Origin of the sequence: Bradyrhizobium sp. RD5-C2 (assembly GCF_019972155.1) — a bacterium.
Classification (GTDB): domain Bacteria; phylum Pseudomonadota; class Alphaproteobacteria; order Rhizobiales; family Xanthobacteraceae; genus Bradyrhizobium.
Map to the genome: position 1 here is coordinate 372,666 of NZ_BOVL01000022.1, position 23,567 is coordinate 396,232.

Below are 23,567 nucleotides of genomic sequence, written 5' to 3' on the forward strand. Positions count from 1 at the left end.
GCTTGAGACCCCGCGCCAATCGCCGTAAAGTTGAAGACCTGCAGACCAGCGACAAGTTGCGAGCTCAGCGTCGGGAAACTACTCGCGTCTGAAACTGAGAATGGCTCTTCCGATCGGCCCGTTGAATAGGTGACATCGTCATGAGCATGGGTTTAGACCACAAGCCGCAGGTACGCCGGACGACGCCGCCGTCGGAAAGTGTCGTTGCGAGCTGGTACGAGAACGCCAGTTTACTCGACAGCTACAGCATCGACTTGGGTGCATCGGAACAGTCGAGCATGCGCGAGCTGGCGACGCGGACGCTCGTCAATCCACCCGCGTGGCAAAAGGCGTTGATCGCGCTGCGCGACGCCATGGTGACGCCCTTTGGCATCAAAACCTCCGATACGGTCAGGACGACCCCGGACAGCCATGAACGGGTGGACTTCTTCCCGGTGCACTGGGAGGGCAAGGACGAAATTGTGCTCGGTACGGATGACCGACACCTGGACTTCCGGCTATCTCTGCTCCGACGCCATTCTCCAACAGGCGCGTTGCTCATCGCGACAACCGTTGTGCATACCCACAATGCCCTGGGCTTCACCTATCTCAACGCGATCAGGCCTTTTCATCACCTCGTGGTCAGGGCCAACCTGGCACGTTGTGCACAAACACAATTGCAGTAGAGCTGCATGGCGGATTGATGAGTGCCCGCCCTGGTTCAATCTGACTTCATCATGCTTCAGCGCGTCGTCGGCGGAGCGCCGAGATTGCCCGACAGGATCGCCTTGCCGGCGTCCTCATACTGGGTGTCGCGCGCCTGGATCTGCTGCGCGATCGCGTGCATGTCGCGAAACCGTCGCTCGAACGGATTCTTCGCGAACACCGCCGTTGCCCCCGACATGTGATAGGCGATGTCGACCACGGCGGCCGACTGGTGGATGGTCCAGGTCGAGGCGATGCGGATCGCGATGCGATGCGCCTCGCTGATCGGATCGCCGCGGGCGAGATCGCTCCAGACCTCGTTCGCCGTCGCATACAGATAGGCGCGCGCGGCGCGCAGGCTTGCCTCGGTGCGCCCGATCTGGCCCTGCACGGCGTTGTTGTCGCGCATCGCCTTGAGGCCCTGCGGGGTCTTGCCGCGGGCAAGCTCGGTCGCCGCATCCAGCATGGCGCGCGCGACGCCGAGCGAGGTGGCGGCAAAGCCCATGCTGAACACCATGTTGGTGGAGAGCTTGTAGAGTGGGCCGCCCTCGCGGCACGCGGCGGGATCGTCGCGCAGCGCGGCGAATTTGTCCGGGATGAAGAGATTGTCGACCGAATAGGAATCGGTGCCGGTGCCCTTCAGGCCGATCACGTCCCAGACGTCGTACATCACAGCCTGCGACACCGGAAACAGGATGGTGCGGATCTCCGCCGAACCGTCGGCCTTCTTGCGCGGCGAGCCGTCCGCCTCGACGACGCGGACATGGGCGCCGAGCCAGCTCGCCTGTCGTGAGCCCGAGGCGAAATCCCAGCGCGCATTGGCGCGGTAGCCGCCGGGCTCGGCGCGCACCTCATGGGCGATCGCGCCCCAGGCCAGGATGCCGGGCGCGGTGTTGAAGATTTCGTTTGCTGCGTCGGGCTCGAGATAGGCCGCGGTCATGGCGCAGACGCTGCACTGGCCGAGGCACCAGGCGGTCGAGGCATCGGCCTTGGCGATCTCCTCCTGCATCTGCATGAAGGCGTCCAGCGTTGCCTCGGCGCCGCCGAAACGCTTCGGCAGCAGCGCGCGATAGAGCCCGTTCTCGACGAGGGCCGCGGTGACGGCAGGCGTCAGCCGCCGCGTCCGTTCAATTTCGTCGGCTTCGCTCATGATCAGCGGCGCCAGCGCGCGCGCCCGCTCGACAAGGTCTACTCCCTGCGGCTTGTTCATGCGTGTCCTCGGCGCCCCTTCTGACGTTGTTGTTGGGCGGGGCAGGCGATGGTGGCCCATCCGGCAAACGAGGGCAAGGCGGGGCGGCGCCGGCGCAGATCAGCTATCCGCCGCGCGATCGATGCATGCATCCGCGCTCAGGCGGCGGCGCGGCCGAGATCGAGCGACGGCTGACGCTTGGTGGAGAAACTCAGCGCCACCGCGACCGCGGCAAGGCCGATCGCGAAGGAACCGGCGTGCAGCCACGTATAGCCGTGGAACGTGTCGAACACGTAACCGCCGGCCCACGGCCCGAGCGCCATGCCGAGGCTCGCGAAGGCCGACACCGCGCCGAACACCGTGCCCATGGTGCGCGCGCCGAAGAACTCGCGCACCAGCACGGCATAGAGCGGCATCACACCGCCATAGGCGAGGCCGAACACGACAGACAGCGCGTAGAACTCGCCGAGCTGCGCCACCGCAAGATAAGTCGCGATCGACAGGGCCTGCACCAGCAGGCCGCCGACCAGAACCGGCTTGGCGCCGAGCCGGTCGGCCAGCACGCCGAGCAGCAGCCGACCGCCGAGCCCGGAGAAGCCGGCGAGGCTGTAGACCGTGACCGCGGTGAGTGGCGCGATGCCGCATACCATGGCGTAGGACACCATGTGGAAGATCGGGCCGGAATGCGCGGCGCAGCAGGCGAAATGCGCCAGTGCCAGCGTGATGAATTGCGGCGTGCGCAGCGCCTGCGCCACGGTCCATTCCGCTTGCGGCGCAGTGCCCGCCGTTGGGATCGCGACGTTCGTTCCCTGCGGCGCCGGGCGCACCAGGAACGATGCGGGGATCAGCAGCGCCCATGCGGCGATGCCGATCACGAGCATCGCGAAGCGCCAGTCATAGGCCGTGATCAGCCAGCTCGCGGATGGTGCGACCGTCACCGGTGATACGCCCATGCCGGCCGACACCAGTGCGACGGCGAGGCTGCGATGCTTGTCGATCCAGGCGCTCGCAAGCGCCATCATCGGTGCATAGAAGCTGCCGGCGGCGATCCCGATCAGCACGCCGAAGCAGAGCTGGAACTGCCATAGGGTCTGCGCCTGGCTTGCCGTCACGAGGCCAAGCCCGAGCAGCAGGCTGCCCGCCAGCACCACGATGCGGGTGCCGAAGCGGTCGGACAGCGCGCCCCAGGCGAACGCCGCAAAACCCATGCAGAGGAAATCCAGCGTCGCGGCCGCCGAGACGCCGGCGCGCGACCAGCCCATCGCATCCGAGATCGGCTGCAGGAACACCGCGAGCGACAGCATGGTGCCGAAGCCGACGCAGGTCATCAGCGCGCCCGCGCCGACGACGACCCAGCCATAGTCGAACCGAGCGGCCTTGCTCATGCGTTTCCCCGGCGCTGTTGTTTGTTGTCGTGCGCGCAGGGAGGATGGTGGCCTATCCGAGGTCCGGGGGCAATATGACGGGTAACATGCCTCTCATTCCGGGATCAGCGGATTGTGCGTTGCATGCGCAGGATGTCGCAGCGACGCGGCTAGCCGCAGTTCCAGGCCCGCCCGATCGGCGTCCAGCTCCAGCACGGGCCGTAGCTGCCGCCATTATAGCGTCCGCCGCCATGGAAGCCGGGTCGGCCGAAATAGTGCCAATCGCCGCCATAGTAATATTCCGGCGAAAAATCCGGATAGCCGCGGGCGGCGCCGCGCGGGCCGAGCACCGGAATGGTCTCGTTGGGCGGCTGGCGGTAGCCGGGCAGGAAGCCGTAGCCATGCCAGCGGGTGCTGCCGTGCCGCTTCTTCGAGGAGGCGGCTGCGCTCAGGTCCGGCTGCAGCAGTGCGAGGATGACGATCGAGAGAGACAGGATGCGTAACATGGCCGGAGCTTAGTCGGCACGCCGCGCCGTGGCGATTCAAATCATGGTGCGTTTTGTTGCTGGGACAAGAATCGGCAACAGGCGCGCCGGCAGCACCGCCTCAGCTATCCACCTTGAGCGCGGCGATGAAGGCTTCCTGCGGGATGTCGACCTTGCCGAACTGCCGCATCTTCTTCTTGCCTTCCTTCTGCTTCTCCAGAAGCTTGCGCTTGCGCGTGATGTCGCCGCCGTAGCACTTCGCGGTGACGTCCTTGCGCAGCGCGCGCACGGTTTCGCGCGCGATCACCTTGCCGCCGATCGCCGCCTGGATCGGGATCTGGAACATGTGCGGCGGGATCAGCTCCTTCATCTTCTCGACCATGGCGCGGCCGCGGCCCTCGGCGCGGGTCCGATGCACCAGCATCGACAGCGCGTCGACTGGCTCGGCGTTGACCAGGATCTGCATCTTGACCAGGTCGGCCGGCTTGTAGTCGGTCAGATGGTAGTCGAACGAGGCATAGCCCTTCGAGACCGACTTCAGGCGATCGTAGAAATCGAACACCACCTCGTTGAGCGGCAGATCGTATTTCACCATCGCGCGGGAGCCGACGTAAGTGAGCTCCTTCTGCGCGCCGCGGCGGTCCTGGCACAGCTTCAGCACGCTGCCGAGATATTCGTCCGGCGTCAGGATGGTGGCCTCGATCCACGGCTCCTCGATCTCGGCGATCTTGACCACGTCGGGCATGTCGACCGGGTTGTGGATCTCGAGCTCGGTGCCGTCGGTCAGCTTCATCTTGTAGATGACGCTCGGCGCGGTCGCGATCAGATTGAGATCGAACTCGCGCGACAGCCGCTCCTGGATGATCTCCAGATGCAGCAGCCCGAGGAAGCCGCAGCGGAAGCCGAAGCCGAGCGCGGCGGAGGTTTCCATCTCGAAGGAGAAGCTGGCGTCGTTCAAGCGCAGCTTGCCCATCGCCGCGCGCAGCGTCTCGAAATCGTCGGCGTCGACCGGGAACAGGCCGCAGAACACGACCGGGATCGCCGGCTTGAAGCCCGGCAGCATTTCCGTGACCGGCTTCTTGTCGTCGGTGATGGTGTCGCCGACGCGCGTGTCGGCGACTTCCTTGATCGCCGCGGTGATGAAGCCGATCTCGCCGGGGCCGAGCTCATCGACCTGCTGCATCTTCGGCGTGAAGAAGCCGACGCGCTCGATGTCATAGGCCGCGCCGGTGCCCATCATGCGGATGCGGCTGCCCTTCTTCATCACGCCGTCGACGACACGGATCAGCACGACCACGCCGAGATAGACGTCGTACCAGCTGTCGACCAGCAGCGCCTTCAAGGTCGCGTCGCGGTCGCCCTTCGGCGGCGGCAGGCGGGTGACGACGGCTTCCAGCACGTCGGGCACGCCGAGGCCGGTCTTGGCCGAGATCATCACGGCGTCGGAGGCGTCGATGCCGATCACGTCCTCGATCTGCTGCTTGACCTTCTCGGGCTCGGCCGCGGGCAGGTCGACCTTGTTCAGGACCGGCACGATCTCGTGACCGGCGTCGAGCGCATGGTAGACGTTGGCGAGCGTCTGCGCCTCGACGCCCTGGCTGGCGTCGACCACGAGCAGGGAACCCTCGCAGGCCGCCAGCGACCGCGAGACCTCGTAGGCGAAGTCGACGTGGCCGGGCGTGTCCATCAAATTGAAGATGTAATCCTTGCCGTCCTTGGCGCGGTAGTTCAGCCGGACGGTCTGCGCCTTGATGGTGATGCCGCGCTCGCGCTCGATATCCATCGAATCGAGCACCTGCTCCTTGCCCGCCATTTCGCGATCCGTCAGGCCGCCCGTCATCTGGATCAGGCGGTCGGCAAGGGTCGATTTGCCATGGTCGATATGGGCGACGATGGAGAAGTTGCGGATGTTCGAAATCGGGGCAGTTGTCATGGGGCGCGGGATAGCATCCGCACCCCCGCACGGGCAACCATATTGCGGTATTTTGCAGGGATGTGACGGCGAATCACGACCGTGTTTCAGTCAGATCTGCCGTGATCGATTTTCGGGCATGTTTCTGCTAGGTGTTTCGGCCCAAAACCCTCGCTTCTCCTGGCATGCGCCGAACAGCTGGAATCCGAGGATGAACGCGATCGAAGAGGCCAATGTTGCGCGGTTCGATCAGGCCGTGAAACGCCGAACGGCTGTGCGCTGGGTGGCGTGCGCCGATGTCTTGCTCGCACTGACGCTCTTGCTCGCACTGATGCCGCCACCTGCGCATGCCCAAGACAGACGCGAACTGCTCGACCGCCTGGTGCGCGCCTATCCCGATGCGCTGTCCGCCCACGACGACACCACGATCACCTGGCGCGACGGCACGGTGATGCCGGTCGACGACGGCGTCTCCGGCAAGCCGTTCGATCAGATGCTGCGCAATGCCTCGATCCTCGACCAGATGCGGCAGCCTTATCTGTCCGGGCCGGCGGCGCCACCGGCCGCGAATGTCGATCCTGGCCGCTTCCGCAACGAGGCTTTCTTCAAGAAGATGTATGGCGACTGCAACACGGTCGAGGTCAGGCGGAACCTGGTGACGATCACCTGGCTGCCGCGGTCCTGGGGCAAGCCGGTTCAGGTCACGCGGGTCAACGGCGTCGCCGAGCGCCTGAAGCAGGTCTCCGCCGAGATCGACGCGCTCGATCCGGCGCTGCGCGCCGCGGCCTTCCCGATCGCGGGTGTGCTATCTTGTCGCGCCGTCGCCGATACCGGGCGGATGAGCATGCATGGTTATGCGGCCGCGATCGACCTCAACCTGAAGGTCTCGGATTACTGGCTGTGGGCGGGCAAGGGCAGCGGGACCATCCCCTATAAAAACCGGATGCCGCGCGAGATCGTCGACATCTTCGAGCGCCATGGCTTCATCTGGGGCGGCAAGTGGTACCACTACGACACCATGCATTTCGAGTACCGGCCGGAGCTTCTCGCAAAGTGAACAGGCCGGCTTGAGGCATTCTCACGCCAAGCTGATTACACTGGCCACAAAAACGCGCTAAAGCGCCATGAAATGCTGGTGAGCAATCACTCATCGCTCCTTCCGCTTCCATTCGGCATGATCCTTCCGGGAAACCGCTTTCCACGTTTCCGGGTCATGCCTCAGGCACAGGCCATGTCGACCGCCACCGCTCTCCCTGCCGCAAGGCGCACCACCCGCAGACTGACGATCCGGCGGATTGCCGCCTGGATTGCCTCGCGCGCCGTCGATCCCAGGACCAGCCTGTGGTTCGTGATCGGCTTCGCATTGGTTCACGCGGTGCTGTGGACGATGATCCTGGTCAGGCTCAAGGCTGCGCAGGACGTCCATATGGATGTCGCAGAGGCCTATGCCTGGGGCCAGCGCTTCCTGCTCGGCTATGGCAAGCATCCGCCGCTGTCGGGCTGGATCGCCGGGGTCTGGTTCAGGATCTTTCCCGTCACCAACTGGTCGACCTACGCGCTCGCGATGGCAACCGTCAGCTTCGCGCTTGTGGTGTGCTGGCTGATCGCGCTGCGCGTCGTCGATCGCCGCCGTGCGTTCTTCATGGTGGTGATGCTCGCGCTCTACCCGATCTTCAATTTCAAGGGCTTCAAATACAACGCCGACCTCGCGCAGCTGGTGCCGTTGCCGCTGCTGGTGCTGGCCTATCTGAACGCGTTCGAGAAGCGGAGCTTCAAATCGGGGCTCTGGCTCGGCTTTGCCGGCATGCTGGCGCTGATGACCAAGTACTGGGTGGTGACGATGATTGGCGCCGTCGGGCTTGCCGCGCTGATCCATCCGCAGCGGATGCAATTCCTGCGCTCGCCGGCGCCATGGGTTGCGATCGGCACGATGATCGTGACGATGATCCCGCATCTGGTGTGGCTGGAGGAGGTGAACTTCGTGCCGTTCACCTATGCCGGCGACGTCTACGCGCTGTCGAGCCGCGAGCTCAACGTCCAGCTCGTGATCGGCTACATCGTGCACAATCTCGGGCTGCTCGCGATTCCGACCGTGCTGGGCCTGGTGGCGTTGCTGCTCGGGTCGGTGCCGTGGCGACCGTCGGACGTGCTGGCGCGGATCTGGTCGCGCGGACCCAATCCGGCCGTCAATCTTCCGCAGGCGCTCAACGTCTGGATCATCCAGTCGATCGTCGCGATCGGGCCGCCGCTCGGCGCGCTGGCGTTCACCGTCTACATCAAGACCGATTGGGGCATCCCGCTGTTCTTCCTGGTGCCGCTTGCACTGGTTGCGATCCCCTCGCTGCGTTTCCCCCGCATGGCGCTGTTCTCGATCACGGCGGTGTGGTTCGTGGCCACGATCGCCACGCTGATCGCCGCGCCCAGCATCGCGACGCAGGAGATCGCGTCCAACCGTGTCGGCGGTTCGACCTACGCCGCGCGCTCCGAATTGGCGCGCGAGCTGACCCAGACCTGGCAGGACCGATTCCATTCGCGCTGGGCGGTGGTGGTCGCACGTTCCGACATCGGCGAGCCGATGACGTTCTACAGTCCGGATCATCCGGCCTCGCTGGTGCCGGGTGAAGCGTGGTCGTCGGGGCTGACGTCGCTCGACGAAGCCAAGCGTCTCGGCTTCATCGGCGTCTGCGACACCACCGATCCGGTGTTCTTGCAGCCATGTGAGGCATGGATGGCGGAGCATGCCAAGAATGCCGAGCCGATGGTGATGAACACCATGCGCTTCTTCAACGGCCATCCCGGTCCGTCGACAATGTGGAAGGTCTATCTGGTGCCGCCGGCGAAGTAGCTATTGCCGCGCATCAGTGCCGTGCCGTTCCGTCATCCTGAGGTGCGAGCCCTTGCGAGCCTCGAAGGATGCACGGGCACAGTCGGGCCGTCGACCCTTCGAGACGCGCGCGATGCGCGCTCCTCAGGGGGACGGTGATGGCCTGGCGTAGCGGACGAGCGCGCCCTACGTGCCTTCTTCGTTGAACTTGCCGGCGACGAGCTCGGCGATGGCGTCGAGCGCTTGCTGCGCCTCGTCGCCTTTCGCGGAGACAACGACCGTGGTGCCGGGCCCTGCGGCCAGCATCATCAGGCCCATGATCGAGGTGCCGCCGACGGTCTCGCCGCCGCGCGTCACCCAGATCTCGGCGTTGAAGCGCTCGACCAGCTGGACGAACTTGGCCGATGCCCGCGCATGCAGGCCGCGCTTGTTGACGATCAGGAGTTCGCGCGAAATGGCGCCCGCCGGCACGCCCGGGCCGACATGATTTTCGCCCGGGGCCGCGCCGCTCATTTGCCTGCGAGAACGCGGCTGGCGATGGTGACGTATTTGCGGCCGGCTTCCTGCGCCATCGCGATCGCGTCGGGCAGCGAGCGCTCCTCGCGAACCTTGGCGAGCTTGACCAGCATGGGAAGATTGATGCCCGCGAGCACTTCCACCTTCGGGCGGCTCATGCAGGAGATCGCAAGGTTCGACGGCGTGCCGCCGAACATGTCGGTGAGGATCGCAACGCCGTCGCCGCTATCGACGCGGTTCACCGCCTCGATGATGTCGCTTCGACAGAGATCGGAATCGTCCTCGGCCCCGATCGTAATTGCTTCAATTTGTTTCTGCGGACCCATGACGTGTTCGAGCGCGGCTCGGAACTCGTCGGCAAGGCGCCCATGGGTCACCAGCACTAGACCAATCATCGGAAACTCCTCGCGGGCGCCCTTTGGTGCACCGCACGAACGCGCCACTTTGACCATCCAGAGGCCCTGCGCAAGAGGGCATCTTGGCTAGTCTCCCGGTTCCTGGCGGTAGAGAGGGGAGGCTGCGCCGGCAAAATCCGACGCGATAGTGGATGTGATATGGTTACCAATTCCCTTCTCACAATTGGCCGCAAGATTACGGGAGGATGAACTTTCAGGTTGTCGTCAGCGCAGCGACAACCAGCGGCAGGGGTTGGAAGCCGGCCGGCACGGGAATTCGCGGTATTGAAACACCATTAAGGCTGATCTTGAGCGCCTCGGGCGGCGGCAGCCGCTCGGCGTCGTCGGCGGCGAGGTCGACGATCAAGCCGACCACGGCCTCGCTTGCGAACGGACAATGGCGGATTCCGAGGCCTCGGATCTCGATCAGACCGGCCAATTGCTGTGCCGGCCGAACCCACAATTGTTCGCCGGCTGTGTCGAGATGGACACGGTCATCCCCCACCAAAATGGCCGGCGGAAGCGCTCCGGTGCGTCCGGCGAGAATCAGATCGAAGGCCAGGCGCGACTTGCCCGCGCCCGACGGGCCGCGGATCAGCACCGCACGCTCGCCGACCAGAACGGCGGATGCGTGCACGCTTGAATTGTCGCTCATAGTGTCGGCAGCCTGACCACGAAACGAGCGCCGGCGACGGTGGGCTTGCCGTCTTCGTCCGCAGGGCCCGTGCGGTTCTCGGCCCAGATGCGTCCGCCGTGCGCTTCGATGATCTGCTTGGAGATCGACAGCCCAAGGCCGGAGTTCTGGCCAAAACCTTGGTGCGGCCGGTCGGTGTAGAAGCGCTCGAAGATCCGCTCCAGCGCATCCTCGCCGATGCCGGGCCCGTCATCGTCGACCACGATCTCGATCTCGCCGCGGGTGCGGCGGCAGACGATGCGCACCTTGTCGCCCGGCTTGGAGAACGATTGCGCGTTCGAGAGCAGGTTCGAGATCACCTGGCCGAGCCGGGAATCATGGCCCGGCACCGAGAGCGTGTCGGTCGGTCCGCGGCCCTCGAAGCGGGCTTCGACGGCGACGTCGTGGCCGAGCCGGGTCTCGTTGGCGACGCTGGTCAACGTGGTCAGCAGCCGGCGCAGATCGACGGGCGCCATATCCTGGCGCTGCAATTCGGCGTCGAGCCGGCTCGCGTCTGAAATGTCGGAGATCAGGCGGTCGAGCCGCCTGACGTCATGCTCGATCACGGCGAGCAGCCGCGCGCGGCTGTTCTCGTTGCGCGCCAAAGGCAGCGTCTCGACCGCGGAGCGCAGCGAGGTCAGCGGGTTCTTCAGCTCATGGGCGACATCGGCGGCGAACATCTCGATCGCCTCGATGCGGCTGTAGAGCGCGTTGGTCATGTCGCGCAGCGCGCCCGAGAGATGGCCGATCTCGTCGCGCCGTCCGGTGAAGTCGGGAATCTCGACGCGGGTCTGGATGCGGTTGCGGACGCGCTCGGCGCTTTCGGCGAGCCGTCGCACCGGGCCCGCGATCGTGCTCGCCAGCAGCAGCGACAGCATGATCATGACGGTGGATGCGACCCCGCCGATCTTGAGGATGGCGAGGCGCTCCGACATCACCAGCTGGTCGATGTCGTCGCCCTGGGTGGTCAGCATCAATGCGCCGCGCACGGCGCGGAAATGCTGCACCGGAACGGCAACCGAGACGATGATCGCGCCGCGATCGGTGACGCGCACCGCGCTGCCCTTCATGCCCTCGAGCGATTGCGCGACTTCGGAATAGCCCTTGCCGCCTTCGGGGCCGAGCTCGCGGTAGATCGGCAGGTCGCCGCGGTTGAGCCAGGTCTTGATCGTGGCCTTGGTCTTCTCATACAGCGACGGCTTCTCCGACGGCGGCGGCAGCTCCATGCGCAGCACGTCGCCGCGCGCGAACAGGTTGCGGCTGTCGAGGATCAGGCCGCCGTCGCGGTCGAAGATGCGGGCCCGCGTCTTGGTCGGCGCGATCAGGCGGCGCAGCGTCGGCGCGACGCGCTCGGGATTGATCGGAAAATCCGCCGATTCATCCGGCTGGCCAAAACTCTCGCCGGGCTTGAGGTCGAGCAGCCGGTCGGGATCGATGGTGACGGTGTTGCCTTCGACGGTCGCAGACGCCGCGATCGCCTCCGAAATGATCTCGGCATAGACCAGAAGGCTCTGCGTGCGCGCCTCGATCAGGCCGGCGCGGAATTGCGAGAGATAAAGGATGCTGGCGACCAGCGCGACGAGGCCGGCAAGGTTGAGCGAGACGATGCGGCGCGTCAGGCTCGAGAACGACAGCGCGAAGAAGAACTGACCGGCGCGGCGCACCCAGCCGAGCGGACGGCGCCAGCCTTTGTCCCGCACCAGATCGTCGGCCACGGCCTCTTGATCGAGGAGCTGTGAGCCGTCCTCGGGGTTCAGTCCCTGCTCGAGCTGCGTTCGATCAAGCACTGGCAAAGCTGCCGGTTGGTATGGATGTCGTCCCGCGAAGCAGACAGTCGCCCGAGCTTACCCCAGCCGTGCGGAGCCTGTCAGTTAACAAGCCGCTCCTGAAGCGCAGATCAGGCTTCCTTGAAGCGATAGCCGACGCCGTACAGCGTCTCGATCATCTCGAAATCGTCGTCGACCACCTTGAACTTCTTGCGCAGCCGCTTGATGTGGCTGTCGATGGTGCGGTCGTCGACATAGACCTGGTCGTCATAGGCCGCGTCCATCAGCGCGTTGCGGCTCTTCACGACGCCGGGGCGGGTGGCGAGCGCCTGCAGGATCAGGAATTCGGTCACGGTGAGCGTCACCGGCTCGTTCTTCCAGGTGCAGGTGTGGCGCTCCGGATCCATCCGCAGCAGGCCGCGGTCGAGCGCGCGGGCGTCCGGCTCCTTCGGCGCCGCGGTCGGATCCTTCGGCTGGCCGCGGCGCAGCACCGCCTTGACGCGTTCGACCAAGAGGCGCTGGGAGAACGGCTTCCGGATGAAGTCGTCGGCGCCCATTTTCAGACCGAACAATTCGTCGATCTCTTCATCCTTCGAGGTGAGGAAGATCACCGGCAGGTCGGATTTCTGGCGCAGCCGGCGCAGCGTTTCCATGCCGTCCATGCGCGGCATCTTGATATCCAGGATCGCGAGATCGGGCGGCGACGTGCGAAACCCATCCAGCGCCGACGCACCGTCCGTGTAGGTCATGATGCGATAGCCTTCGGCTTCGAGCGCGATCGAGACCGACGTGAGAATGTTGCGGTCGTCGTCGACCAAGGCGATTGTGGGCATGAGCTGCTTTCACAATGAGAGTGGTTTAGACGGCGGGCACTCTGGCGACTCGCCGTAGAAAATGGGCTTCGAACGCGGTCAACGAGCAATGCAAGCTGGGCTGAAGTGTGACCGAGTTCCGCAAAACGCTCTGCGACCCACGCGTTGGACCCCCATATAGCACCCTGAGACCGTGAGAAAAGGCTATTTTTTCAACGGGAACCGGCTCGATTCGCCCTCAAAATGACCCGATAGGCCCATGCAACCGACCGCCGACTTTGACCCCGCCGATCTTGCCCGCTCGCTGCTCCGCCGCAGCCGCCAGGGCGCGCTCGCCACGCTGATGGCCGGTACCGGCGATCCCTATTGCTCGCTGGTCAATCTGGCCAGCCACCCCGACGGCTCGCCGATCCTGCTGATTTCCCGGCTGGCGCTGCATACGAAGAACATCCTGGCCGACAGCAGGGTGTCGCTGATGCTGGACGAGCGTGCCGAGGGCGATCCGCTGGAGGGCGCCCGGATCATGCTGGCCGGCCGGGCGGAGGAGGTCGCGGAGGCCGAGCAGGAGCTCGTTCGCCGGCGCTACCTTGGCGCTCATCCATCGGCGGAAGCCTTTGTAGAGTTTAAGGATTTCTCGTTTTTCGCGATCCGGCCGAGCGGCGCCCATCTGGTCGCCGGGTTCGGCCGGATCGTCGACCTCAAGCCTGCACAGTTTCTGACCGACCTCGGTGGTGCCGAAGCGCTGCTGGAGGCCGAGGCGGGCGCGGTGGCGCATATGAACGAGGATCACCGCGAGGCCATGAACCTCTACGCTATGCGGCTGCTTGGCGCGGAAAGTGCTGACTGGCTGTGCACCGGCTGCGACCCCGAGGGCATGGACATGCAGGCCGGCCGCAACACGCTGCGGCTTGATTTCCCCGAGCGGGTCAGCAACGGCACCGAGCTGCGCAAGATGCTGGTGCGGCTCGCCGGCGAAGCGCGCGCCAAGGGATAGGCAAGGGATGGCGGGGCACGACCGGCTCGCTCCGAGCGGCGGTGCTGGCGCGACGAGACATGGTGTCGCACGGTGCGGCTCCGCGCGCAGTTGCCGAGGCCGGGTGCAGCGTTTCTGACAGCGCGATCATTTTCGTAGCGGCGCTGACATGATCGCCGGAGGGCGCGATCCGGGTTACGAGAAAATTTCCGGTGCTGCTGCGCTGGAAAATCGTTCGGATTGCGAAGTTCAACCGCGCTGAATGCACGTCCAACGCGGTGATTGCGTTACCATCGATCGTTGCGGTCAGTGATCTTGTTGCCGCCGAACGCAGTGCGCGTTGCGGAACATTCGTCGTCGCCGGGGATTGAAATGATCCAGCTTGGACGACGGAGCGTTGAGCTCAATCGCATGCAGCTCAATGCCGACCCAGTGGTGCCATCCGCGTGCAACACGATGGTGCACGACATGCCTGGCACGGCAGCGCAGCGTCAACTCGCGGCGGTTGATCTCAACGACACATCCTCAGCGCGAAACGCATACCGGGCATTCGCCGTGCCTGCTGCGTTGCGCGGCGCGGACATACGCCAATCGCTGGCACTCTTTGTGCATCGCAACGCCTTGCTGGCGGCGGGAAAGGCGACGAAACCTCGCCCGATCGCCGCGAAAACAACGGGAAAGCGAAAGCAAAGCGAAAGGGTTTCGCGCTGCGGTATTTGCACCCAATGATGTGCTGGCCTTGGAATAAACCAAAAGCCGTTCGACTGGCTTGGCAAGCCCGGCGATCCCCACTATTAGGTCGCCGGACCGGGGCCGAGAGGCTATATTCTGTTGACGGTCATCACCGCGACGGGGCGCGACTAGCGACATTCGCGCGAACAAGGATACGCGGGTTCGAGGAGGTTCTTCGTGCAAGAGACGGGCGTGCATAACGGTGCCTTCGGTGCCGACAAATTCGGCTTAAAAAATCTCAAGGGCGTGCATTGGAACTATGGTGCGCCGCAGCTCTACGAGCACTCGTTGCGCAATGGCGAAGCGGTGCTCTCGGCCGATGGCGCGCTTTGCGCGGATACCGGTGAGTTCACCGGCCGCAGCCCGAAGGACAAGTTCACGGTCCGCGACGGGCTGACCGACAAGAGCATGTGGTGGGCTGGCAACCAGTCGATCACCTCGGAGCAGTTCGCGACGCTGCATGCCGACTTCCTCAAGCATGCCGAAGGCATGACGCTGTTCGCGCAGGATCTCTACGGCGGCGCCGACCCGACGCATCGGATCAAGACGCGCGTCTTCACCGAGCTCGCCTGGCACTCGCTGTTCATCCGCACGCTACTCATCCGCCCGGAGACGTCGGAGCTCGCGAGCTTCGTGCCCGAACTCACGATCATCGATCTGCCGAGCTTCCGCGCCGATCCGAAACGTCACGGCTGCAAATCGGAGAACGTCGTCGCGATCGATTTCGCCCGCAAGATCGTCCTGATCGGCGGGTCTTATTATGCCGGCGAAATGAAGAAGAGCGTGTTCACCACGCTGAACTTTTATCTGCCTGAGAAGGGCGTGATGCCGATGCATTGCTCGGCCAATGTCGGCCCCGACGGCGACACCGCGATCTTCTTCGGCTTGTCCGGCACCGGCAAGACCACGCTCTCGGCCGATCCCAAGCGCACGCTGATCGGCGACGACGAGCATGGCTGGAGCGATGACGGCGTCTTCAACTTCGAAGGCGGCTGCTACGCCAAGTGCATCAAGCTGTCAGGCGAAGCCGAGCCGGAAATCTATGCCGCCAGCAAGCGTTTCGGCGCGGTGCTGGAGAACGTCGTGCTCGGCGCGAACGATCGCGTGCCGGATTTCGACGACGGCTCGAAGACCGAGAACACCCGCTCGGCCTATCCGCTCGATTTCATTCCGAACGCCTCGCGCACCGGCCGCGCGCCGCATCCGAAGAATGTGGTGATGCTCGCCGCCGACGCTTTCGGCGTGATGCCGCCGATCGCCAAGCTGACGCCGGCGCAGGCGATGTATCACTTCCTGTCCGGCTACACCGCGAAGGTTGCCGGCACCGAGCGTGGTCTCGGCAACGAGCCGCAGCCGGAATTCTCGACCTGCTTCGGTTCGCCGTTCCTGCCGCGCGATCCGTCGGTCTACGGCAATCTGCTGCGCGAATTGATCGCCAAGCACAATGTCGATTGCTGGCTGGTCAACACCGGCTGGACCGGTGGCAAGTACGGCACCGGCCGTCGCATGCCGATCAAGGTGACCCGCGCACTGCTCACCGCGGCGCTGAACGGCTCGCTCCGCAATGCCGACTTCCGCACCGACAAGTATTTCGGCTTCGCGGTGCCGACCTCGCTGCCGGGCGTCGAGCCGCACATCCTCGACCCGATCAAGACCTGGGCCGACAAGGTCGACTTCGACAAGACCGCGCGTGCGCTGGTCGGCATGTTCCAGAAGAACTTCGCCAAGTTCGAAGCGCAGGTCGACGCCGAAGTCCGCGCCGCCGCGCCGGAAGTGAAGCTCGCGGCGGAGTAGACCGCTCGCGCTGATCTCGCGATTTGAAAAGGCGGCCCGCGTGGCCGCCTTTTTATTTGCAGTTGTCTTTCTCTATCCGCGCGACACTTCCTCAATCCGTCACCCTGAGGAGCGCGAAGCGCGTCTCGAAGGGTCGACGGGCACCAGCCGGGCCGTGCATCCTTCGAGACGCGCCTGCGGCGCTCCTCAGGATTACGGGATTGGCGCGGTGCGCACAACGCACTGGCTGCTCCGCTACTCCCCTATCTCCGGCAACACCGCATTGCTCGGCGTCTGCCTGTCCGTGATCTGCAGGCCGAACAGGCTGCCGATCAATTCGACGGCAACGCGCGCGGTGCGGCCGCGCTCGTCGAGGAACGGATTGAGCTCGACGATATCGAGCGAGCGCACCAGTCCGGAATCGTGCAGCAGCTCCATGATCAGATGGGCTTCCCGATACGTCGCGCCGCCCGGCACGGTGGTGCCGACGCCGGGCGCGACTTCCGGATCGAGGAAGTCGACGTCGAACGAGACATGCAGCACGCCGTTCTTGGCCCTGACGCGCTCGATGATGCGGCGGATGAGCACGGCGACGCCGAACTCGTCGATCTGGCGCATGTCTGATATCGAGACGTTGCGTTGCCGCAAAAGCTTGCGCTCCAGCGGATCGACCGAGCGCGTGCCGATCAGGTCGAGTTGATCCGGCGGGATCGAGGCGCGCGGCAGTCCGCCGAGCAAATCGTCGAGGCCCGGCTCGCCGCACAGGAAGGCCGCCGACATGCCGTGCATGTTGCCGGTGATGGTGGTAGCCGGCGTGTTGTAGTCGGCATGCGCATCGACCCACAGCGCGAACAACGGCCGGCCCTTTTCCTGCCAGTAGCGCGCGACGCCGTTGATCGACCCCATCGACAATGAGTGATCGCCGCCCATGAAGATCGGGATCGCGCCGGAATGCGCCAGCCAGTAGGCGCGCTCGGAGAGGGCGCGGGTCCAGGTCTTCACCTCGTCGTAGAATCTGGTGTTCGCCGGCGCCGGGCCGTCGGCGACCACAGCCGGGATCGCAAGGTTGCCGTGATCGTCGACGTGGAAGTCGAGCTGCTCGAGCAGCCGCGCGATGCCCGCGGTGCGCAGCGCGTCCGGGCCCATCAGCGGGCCGGGTTGCGAGGCGCCGATCTCGATGGGAACGCCAAGCAGGGCGATGCGCGAGGGCTTGGAATTGTCGGCTTCGGACATGCGGCAGGGCTCCCAAAGGCGTGGAACAGAAGCGACGCGCCACTGTTCCCTCAACCCTTGAAATAGGCAACCCGGTCCAATCGGGCCATGTGGATAGTCAGGTGGTGCTTACGCCTTGAAATAGGCGATCTGCGTCGTGGTGGCGAGCAGGCGGCCGGACGGCGACCACAATTCGCCGTGCTGGTCGCCGTAGCTCTTGTGGAAGGTCTTGGCGTCGGCGGTGGCGAGCACGCGGGTGGTGTCCTCCGCATCCATGTCGGCAGCGTCGACGTGGAAATAGGTGGTCAGCGACACCGTGCCGAACGGCACCAGCTCGTGGCGCGCGTGGAACACACGGCCGAAGAACGCGTCCGACATCGACATCAGCGACAGCGCATCGAGCTTGCGCGGCACGCGGTCGGCGATCCACAGCTTGGAGTAAGGGCTCGACGGCTGCTTCGCGGCGCCGCCGCCGAACTTCGGTTCGCCCTCGACGAAGCGGAAATCATACTGGTTGGCCCAGGTCATCGCGAGCTTCGGATAGGGCCGCAGCTCTTCGAACGGGGTCGCGTCGGGAAACTCGGCGGGCTGGTGCGACCAGGACGGGCGGCGCTCGGCAAACACCGCCGTCGCCAAGGTCGCGACCTCGCCGCCACCTTGCGTCATCTCGACCGACCAATGCTGGCTCGAGCGGTTGCTTCTCACCAGGCGGACATCGAGATCGAACACGCCCTCGGCGACCGGCGCGCAGTAGTTGACCGTCAGCGCCAGCGGATCGCCGGCGCGCTGCGGGTGCTGCATCAGCGCGCGCAGGATCGTCGCGGCGGTGCAGCCGCCGAACGGGCCGACGAACGCCCAGTAATCCGGGCTGGTCCGTCCCTGCCAGCGGCTGTCGCCGGCAGTCACTGTGGTGGCTTCATCGAAAAGGTGCGGAGCCTTGGTGAGCATGCAGATCTTTCAATATTGGCTAGCACTTCCGTCATCGCTGGGAGCAATGACGCTCGACATGCAATAGCCCGGCAAGCATGACGAATTCAATGATGTCGGACGTAATCGATTTCCGCGTCCCGGGATTACCCCTTCGCCTCGCGCTGGTTGCCGAGTTGCGGCGAGGCGCTCGGATGCACCGGCACGTGCCAGATGTCCTCGGCATATTCGCGGATGGTGCGGTCGGAGGAGAACCACGCCATGCGCGCCACGTTGAGGATCGAGGCGCGGGTCCAGGCCGGCACCACCTGCCAGCGCGCGTCGATGCCGCGCTGCGCGTCGTAGTATGAATCGAAATCGGCGGAGACCATGTAGTGGTCGAGGTAGCGCAGCGCGTGCCCGATCGAGGCAAAGCGCGCGGCATCGCCCGGCGAGAACTCGCCGCTCTCGATGGCGCGGATCGCGCGCTCGAGCCGCGGCGATTTGCGGATGATGTCGCTGGCATCGAGCCCCTGCTTGCGGCGGACCATGACGTCGCCGGCTTCGAGGCCGAAGATCGCGATGTTCTCCTCGCCGACATTGTCGCGGATCTCGATATTGGCGCCGTCGAGCGTGCCGATGGTCAGCGCGCCGTTCAGCGCGAGCTTCATGTTGCCGGTGCCGGAGGCCTCCATGCCGGCGGTCGAGATCTGCTCGGAGAGATCGGCGGCGGGGATGATCACCTCGGCGAGGCTGACATTGTAGTCTGCGAGGAAGACGACCTTCAGCCTGCCGCCGAGCGAAGCGTCGTTGTTGACGATTTCGGCGACGTCGCTGATCAGCTTGATGATCAGCTTGGCGTAGCGGTAGCTCGCCGCCGCCTTGCCGGCGAAGATTTTTACCCGCGGCACCCAGTTCGCACCTGGATTATCCTTCATCGCGTGGTACAGCGCGATCGTCTCCAGGATGTTGAGCAGCTGCCGCTTGTACTCGTGGATACGCTTGATCTGCACGTCGAACAGCGCCGACGGGTCGACCTTGATGTGGTTGCGCTCGCCGATCAGCCGCGCCAGCGCCAGCTTGTTGTGATGCTTGACGTCGCGGAAGCGCTTCTGGAATTCCAGGTCGCTCGAATGGGTCTCGAGCCGTTCGAGCAGCGAGAAGTCGTCGAGCACGGCCTCGCCGCAGGTCTCGCGCAGCAGCGCGGTCAGCCGTGGATTGGCCAGCATCAGCCAGCGGCGGAAGGTGATGCCGTTGGTCTTGTTGGTGATGCGCTGGGGATAGAGATGATGCAGGTCGTGGAACACGGTCTCCTTCATCAGGTCGGAATGCATCGCGGAGACGCCGTTGATGCGATGCGAGCCGACAAAGGCGAGCTGGCCCATCCGCACCCGGCGGCCGCTGCGCTCGTCGATCAGCGAGACCGAGGCGCGGTATTCGATGTCGCCGGGGAAACGCTCTTCGGCGAGCGCGAGATGCGCCACGTTGATGCGGTAGATGATCTCGAGATGCCGCGGCAGCAGCCGCTCGAACAGTTCGACCGGCCAGGTCTCGAGCGCTTCCGGCAGCAGGGTGTGATTGGTGTAGGACAGCGTCGCGACCGTGATCTTCCAGGCCTCGTCCCAGCGGAAACTGTGCAGGTCGACCAGGATGCGCATCAGCTCGGTGACCGCAAGGCTCGGATGGGTGTCGTTGAGCTGCACCGCCGCCTTCTGCGCGAGGTTGCGCAGGCCGCCGTCGGAGGCGAGATGCCGGTTCACGAGATCCTGCAACGAGGCCGAGACGAAGAAATATTCCTGGCGCAGCCGCAGCTCGCGGCCCGCCGCGCTCTCGTCGTTCGGATAGAGGAATTTGCAGATCGCTTCCGCGCGCGCCTGCTCGGCGCTGGCCGAGACGTAGTCGCCGGTGTTGAAGACGTCGAGCTTGAGCGGATCGGGCGCGTGCGCCGACCACAGCCGAAGCGCGTTGACGTGCTGGCCGCGCCAGCCGACGATCGGCGTGTCGTAGGCCATCGCCTCGACGGTTTCCGCGGGGTGCCAGGTCGCGCGGTCGCGGCCGCGCTCGTCGACATGCTCGACATGGCCGCCGAAATGGACGTTGTAGACCACCTCCGGGCGCTGGAATTCCCAGGGGTTGCCGAAGGCGAGCCATTCATCGGGATATTCCTGCTGCCAGCCCTGGTTCATGATCTGGCGGAACAGGCCGAAATCGTAGCGGATGCCGTAACCGGTCGCGGGGATCGCCAGCGTCGCCATGCTCTCCATGAAGCAGGCCGCGAGCCGGCCGAGACCGCCATTGCCGAGCGCCGCGTCCGGCTCGCATTTGCGCAGGTCCGAGAGATCGACGCCGAGGTCGCCGAGTGCCGCCTCGAACAGCGGCAGCAATCCCATATTGTTCAGCGCGTCGGTGAACAGGCGGCCGATCAGGAATTCGAGCGAGAGATAATAGACGCGCTTGGAGCCGGCGTCGTAGGTCTGCTTCTCGGCCGTCAGCCAGTGGTGCACGATGCGGTCGCGCAGCGCCAGCGCCGCCGCCTTGTACCAGTCGCGCCTGGTCGCCATGCCGGCGTCCTTGCCGATCGCGAGCCGGAGCTTGGCGAGGATCGCGCCCTTGATCTCGGTCAGCGCCAGCTCGTCGATCGGCTGGTTCAATGCCGGGTAGTTTGTTTGTTCGTGCAAAGCGCCCAATCCTGCCGTTCAGATTTCCGGATCATGATGCGATCATAGTGTCCGGATCATGCCCCAAGTCGATGATACGCGCGTTGCATGGCAACCGAAACCGCGGGGAACGTTGCCGTGCATGGCGCTGCCGATATTTTATGCAAGGACCGGGCCGATTTGGGGGCCTTCGGAACCGTCATTGCCGGTGCTACGATCGGCCGTGAAAGCCGGGATCTTGCGGCAATCTGGCGGAGGATGCGTGATGAGACTCCTGATCGAGATCGCGGCCGCGGCGTTGCTCATGGTGTGTATCACGGCGACCAGCGCGGCCTACGCAGCGGGCAAACCGGGCCGCAGCGCCGACGGTCTGACTTGTAGCTTCAGCGTGACGCAGAACGCAACGCCTGCCGCGCGCTGCGCCGCCATCAAGCGGCAATGCGGCGGCAAGTTCTACGCCAATGCCTGCGGTGACAAGCTGTTGTCCGCAGCGAATTAGACCGCCGCACAACGCGCTTTCACGCGCGATCGTGAACACCGGAGTGATACGGATTTCCAAGGCTTAACGAGTTCTTTACAAACACACCTGTCGCGCATGGGGCGGGCACATTTTCAGCTCCGACGCATTTCATTCCGAAGCAATTTTTCAACGGGCCGCTGACTTAGTCAGCGGCCCGAATTGCTTTGCGGGCAGGCATATCCGTGACAGAGCGATGATGCTCGCTCGCGCCACATCGTCGTCCTGGCGAAAGCCAGGACCCATTACCCCAATCCTCAGATGAGGCCCGACAGGTCGTTCCAATCCGGGTTTTCAGCTTCAATCAGCTTGATCTTCCAATCGCACTTCCAGAACTTCAGCTGCTTCTCGCGCGCGATCGCCTCCTGCGGTGTGGCGAATTCCTCGAGATGAACGAGACGGGATATCTCGTATTTGTAGACAAACTTGGAGCCTCGCCCCGAACGATGCAGTTCGAGCCGAGCGCGAATGTCGTTGCTGACGCCGATGTAAAGCGTTCCGTGATGGCGGCTCGCGAGGACGTAGACGTAGTAGCTGCTTGCAGCGCTCATGGTTTGGCCCAAGCTCGCAATGGGTCGACCAGCCGGGGTAATGGGTCCTGGCTTTCGCCAGGACGACGTCTGTGGGCGATCTATAAACCAAACAGAACGAATTAAGAACACTTTAGCAAGTCTTTGATATATCATTGTGATTCGGCGCCTGCGCCGACACAATATCTATGGTCTCTCAGTCTCCGCGAGGACTACATGTCCACCATCGCCTTTGATCAATTCGCTCTGACCCGGATTGCCGATTTCGCGCGGTCGCTGTCGCGGCTGCACCAGGCCTCGCGGCGCCAGCCGATCGACGATGACCAGCTCGACCGCGAGTTCAACGCGGTCTGCATGTCGATCTGGGGCTACACCACGGATGATTTCAGCGACGAGCTGTTCTCGAACGAGGATCACGCCTGGCTTGACTCGCTCGATGAGGCGCATGCGCGGATCTTCGCCGGTGAGCAGGGCTACGATCTCGTCGACGATCACGGCATGCTGACCGACTGGTGGGGCTATTGCTGGATGATCCTCGCCGAGAAGCGCGGTCTCCTCAACTCGGAGAACCGCGCGGCCGCGCGGGCCGCGATCGAGGAGAAATACATGGCCGCGCCGAATGTGATCGGCGTGATCGTGGCGCGCTAGCTATCTCTCTGTCATTGCGAGCGCCAGCGAAGCAATCCACCGTCCCGCAACCCAAGTGTGGATTGCTTCGTCGCTATCGCTCCTCGCAATGACGAAAGCAAGCCGTCAGTTCGCCTCGGCCCGCTTGGCGGGCTTTGCGGCATGGCCCTTCGGCACAACAGACGTCGGTGTCGAGGGCGCGACATCGCGGCTGGTTTCCGGCAGCGGCGCGTCGCTGGCGATCTCGGCGCTGACGGGCGCGACCTTCATTTCGCCGAGCCGCGCGCGGACCGCCGCGGTCAATCCGGGATAGGAGGCGATCGGCGTGAAGTCGAACGACTGCTCGTTGCCGACGCGGACGCCGGTGTAAGCGACGAGGCCGTCGGTGGTTGCGATCACGTCGCCGGCCTTCAGCGAGGCATCGAGCGCGAGGTCGACCGGCGCGAGCCCGGCCGGGTCGCGGCCGTTGCAGGTGCAGTCGGCGCGCAGCGCCTTGCGATAGGCGAAGGCGTTCTCGCTGTCGGCGTAGCGCTCACCCGTGGCCGAGGCGGAGCTGTCGATATGGCCGCCGTAATAGACCTTGGTCGCGCTCGCCGGGCAGAACGCCTGGCAGAGTTGCGCCGGCGTCGCGTTGCCGCGCATCGTCAGCGGAAAATACTTGCCGTCGCAGCTGCGCACGCAATACGCCGGCCCGGAACCGGCCACGCGCGTCCCCGAGACCGGTGCGGACGTCTGCCGTTCTGGCTGCTGGTTGAGGCCGAACGGATCGGCGAAAAAATTGGCCTGCGGCGGGGCCTGCCGGCCCTGCTGCTTCTGGGAACCGCCGAAGAAGAAGTCGAACAGCCCTTCGGCCGAGACGGGAGCGGGAACGACCAGGACGGAACCCGCAAAGGCAGCGGCGGCAAGCATCACGCGGCGCCGCATGCGCCGATCACTCAACTCTGTACGCAACGCCAACTCCACCCGACGCGCCTCGCCGCGGCGACAAGGTGCCCCGGCGGATTCACCTTAAGGCGGGAT

23 protein-coding genes are annotated in these 23,567 nt (G+C 64.8%); 9 read left to right on the forward strand and 14 right to left on the reverse strand.

What is annotated here, in order from left to right:
• Positions 1–140: 140 nt before the first annotated feature.
• Positions 141–665 carry a DUF2867 domain-containing protein gene (locus tag BraRD5C2_RS30500; protein ID WP_223974857.1) on the forward strand — a complete coding sequence of 175 codons (525 nt, stop codon included), beginning with the start codon at positions 141–143 and terminating at the stop codon, positions 663–665.
• Between the two features lie 56 nt (positions 666–721).
• On the opposite strand, the gene BraRD5C2_RS30505 is transcribed toward BraRD5C2_RS30500, so the two are convergent.
• The 4 genes from BraRD5C2_RS30505 to lepA form a co-directional block, all read right to left on the reverse strand.
• On the reverse strand, positions 722–1,894 hold the full coding sequence (locus BraRD5C2_RS30505) for an acyl-CoA dehydrogenase family protein (protein WP_223974859.1): 1,173 nt from the start codon (positions 1,892–1,894) through the stop codon (positions 722–724).
• 137 nt (positions 1,895–2,031) lie between these two features.
• A complete protein-coding gene (locus tag BraRD5C2_RS30510) occupies positions 2,032–3,258 on the reverse strand; it encodes an MFS transporter (RefSeq protein WP_223974861.1) in 1,227 nt (408 codons plus the stop codon).
• A gap of 149 nt (positions 3,259–3,407) precedes the next feature.
• Entirely contained in the window at positions 3,408–3,743 is a 336-nt protein-coding gene (locus BraRD5C2_RS30515; RefSeq protein ID WP_223974863.1) for a hypothetical protein, read from the reverse strand.
• Between the two features lie 100 nt (positions 3,744–3,843).
• Entirely contained in the window at positions 3,844–5,655 is a 1,812-nt protein-coding gene (gene lepA, locus BraRD5C2_RS30520; RefSeq protein WP_223974865.1) for a translation elongation factor 4, read from the reverse strand.
• A 190-nt stretch (positions 5,656–5,845) separates the two neighbouring features.
• Between lepA and BraRD5C2_RS30525 the strand changes: the two genes are divergently transcribed.
• On the forward strand, positions 5,846–6,691 hold the full coding sequence (locus tag BraRD5C2_RS30525) for a M15 family metallopeptidase (protein WP_223974867.1): 846 nt from the start codon (positions 5,846–5,848) through the stop codon (positions 6,689–6,691).
• A gap of 174 nt (positions 6,692–6,865) precedes the next feature.
• Complete coding sequence (locus BraRD5C2_RS30530; RefSeq protein ID WP_223974869.1) at positions 6,866–8,479, forward strand: glycosyltransferase family 39 protein; 1,614 nt, start codon at positions 6,866–6,868, stop codon at positions 8,477–8,479.
• Between the two features lie 165 nt (positions 8,480–8,644).
• On the opposite strand, the gene BraRD5C2_RS30535 is transcribed toward BraRD5C2_RS30530, so the two are convergent.
• The 5 genes from BraRD5C2_RS30535 to BraRD5C2_RS30555 form a co-directional block, all read right to left on the reverse strand.
• A complete protein-coding gene (locus BraRD5C2_RS30535; protein ID WP_223974871.1) occupies positions 8,645–8,971 on the reverse strand; it encodes an HPr family phosphocarrier protein in 327 nt (108 codons plus the stop codon).
• The gene (locus tag BraRD5C2_RS30540; protein WP_021076632.1) at positions 8,968–9,369 is read right to left on the reverse strand and encodes a PTS sugar transporter subunit IIA; all 402 of its coding nucleotides are present in this window, start codon (positions 9,367–9,369) and stop codon (positions 8,968–8,970) included. The genes BraRD5C2_RS30535 and BraRD5C2_RS30540 overlap by 4 nt, the downstream gene beginning before the upstream one ends.
• A 214-nt stretch (positions 9,370–9,583) precedes the next feature.
• Complete coding sequence (locus tag BraRD5C2_RS30545; protein ID WP_223974872.1) at positions 9,584–10,024, reverse strand: HPr kinase/phosphorylase; 441 nt, start codon at positions 10,022–10,024, stop codon at positions 9,584–9,586.
• Complete coding sequence (locus tag BraRD5C2_RS30550) at positions 10,021–11,829, reverse strand: sensor histidine kinase (protein WP_223974873.1); 1,809 nt, start codon at positions 11,827–11,829, stop codon at positions 10,021–10,023. Before BraRD5C2_RS30550 ends, BraRD5C2_RS30545 begins: the two co-directional genes overlap by 4 nt.
• A 110-nt stretch (positions 11,830–11,939) precedes the next feature.
• On the reverse strand, positions 11,940–12,641 hold the full coding sequence (locus BraRD5C2_RS30555) for a response regulator transcription factor (protein WP_016843287.1): 702 nt from the start codon (positions 12,639–12,641) through the stop codon (positions 11,940–11,942).
• Between the two features lie 238 nt (positions 12,642–12,879).
• Between BraRD5C2_RS30555 and BraRD5C2_RS30560 the strand changes: the two genes are divergently transcribed.
• From BraRD5C2_RS30560 to BraRD5C2_RS30575, 4 genes are all read left to right on the forward strand, one after another.
• Complete coding sequence (locus BraRD5C2_RS30560) at positions 12,880–13,614, forward strand: HugZ family pyridoxamine 5'-phosphate oxidase (RefSeq protein WP_223974874.1); 735 nt, start codon at positions 12,880–12,882, stop codon at positions 13,612–13,614.
• A gap of 191 nt (positions 13,615–13,805) precedes the next feature.
• The gene (locus tag BraRD5C2_RS30565; protein ID WP_223974875.1) at positions 13,806–13,964 is read left to right on the forward strand and encodes a hypothetical protein; all 159 of its coding nucleotides are present in this window, start codon (positions 13,806–13,808) and stop codon (positions 13,962–13,964) included.
• 1 nt (position 13,965) lies between these two features.
• Positions 13,966–14,322 carry a hypothetical protein gene (locus BraRD5C2_RS30570; protein WP_223974876.1) on the forward strand — a complete coding sequence of 119 codons (357 nt, stop codon included), beginning with the start codon at positions 13,966–13,968 and terminating at the stop codon, positions 14,320–14,322.
• Positions 14,323–14,502: 180 nt separating this feature from the next.
• Positions 14,503–16,119, forward strand: a complete 1,617-nt coding sequence (locus BraRD5C2_RS30575; RefSeq protein ID WP_223974877.1) for a phosphoenolpyruvate carboxykinase — start codon at positions 14,503–14,505, stop codon at positions 16,117–16,119.
• A gap of 234 nt (positions 16,120–16,353) precedes the next feature.
• Here BraRD5C2_RS30575 and rocF read toward each other — a convergent pair whose 3' ends face one another.
• From rocF to BraRD5C2_RS30590, 3 genes are all read right to left on the reverse strand, one after another.
• The gene (gene rocF / locus BraRD5C2_RS30580) at positions 16,354–17,331 is read right to left on the reverse strand and encodes an arginase (protein WP_223974879.1); all 978 of its coding nucleotides are present in this window, start codon (positions 17,329–17,331) and stop codon (positions 16,354–16,356) included.
• A 108-nt stretch (positions 17,332–17,439) separates the two neighbouring features.
• Positions 17,440–18,258: an acyl-CoA thioesterase gene (locus BraRD5C2_RS30585; RefSeq protein WP_223974881.1), complete on the reverse strand. Its 819-nt coding sequence runs from the start codon at positions 18,256–18,258 to the stop codon at positions 17,440–17,442.
• A 125-nt stretch (positions 18,259–18,383) separates the two neighbouring features.
• Positions 18,384–20,894 carry a glycogen/starch/alpha-glucan phosphorylase gene (locus tag BraRD5C2_RS30590; protein ID WP_223974883.1) on the reverse strand — a complete coding sequence of 837 codons (2,511 nt, stop codon included), beginning with the start codon at positions 20,892–20,894 and terminating at the stop codon, positions 18,384–18,386.
• Positions 20,895–21,138: 244 nt separating this feature from the next.
• Between BraRD5C2_RS30590 and BraRD5C2_RS30595 the strand changes: the two genes are divergently transcribed.
• Positions 21,139–21,372 (forward strand): hypothetical protein, encoded by a 234-nt coding sequence (locus BraRD5C2_RS30595; RefSeq protein ID WP_223974885.1) that lies wholly within the window; start codon positions 21,139–21,141, stop codon positions 21,370–21,372.
• 275 nt (positions 21,373–21,647) lie between these two features.
• Here the strand turns inward: BraRD5C2_RS30595 and BraRD5C2_RS30600 are convergent, their stop codons facing one another.
• Positions 21,648–21,941, reverse strand: a complete 294-nt coding sequence (locus BraRD5C2_RS30600; protein WP_223974887.1) for a GIY-YIG nuclease family protein — start codon at positions 21,939–21,941, stop codon at positions 21,648–21,650.
• Between the two features lie 195 nt (positions 21,942–22,136).
• Here BraRD5C2_RS30600 and BraRD5C2_RS30605 point away from each other — a divergent pair, with 195 nt between their 5' ends.
• The gene (locus BraRD5C2_RS30605) at positions 22,137–22,568 is read left to right on the forward strand and encodes a hypothetical protein (protein WP_223974889.1); all 432 of its coding nucleotides are present in this window, start codon (positions 22,137–22,139) and stop codon (positions 22,566–22,568) included.
• 105 nt (positions 22,569–22,673) lie between these two features.
• Here the strand turns inward: BraRD5C2_RS30605 and BraRD5C2_RS30610 are convergent, their stop codons facing one another.
• Entirely contained in the window at positions 22,674–23,471 is a 798-nt protein-coding gene (locus BraRD5C2_RS30610) for a DUF2865 domain-containing protein (protein ID WP_223974891.1), read from the reverse strand.
• Between the last annotated feature and the right edge of the window lie 96 nt (positions 23,472–23,567).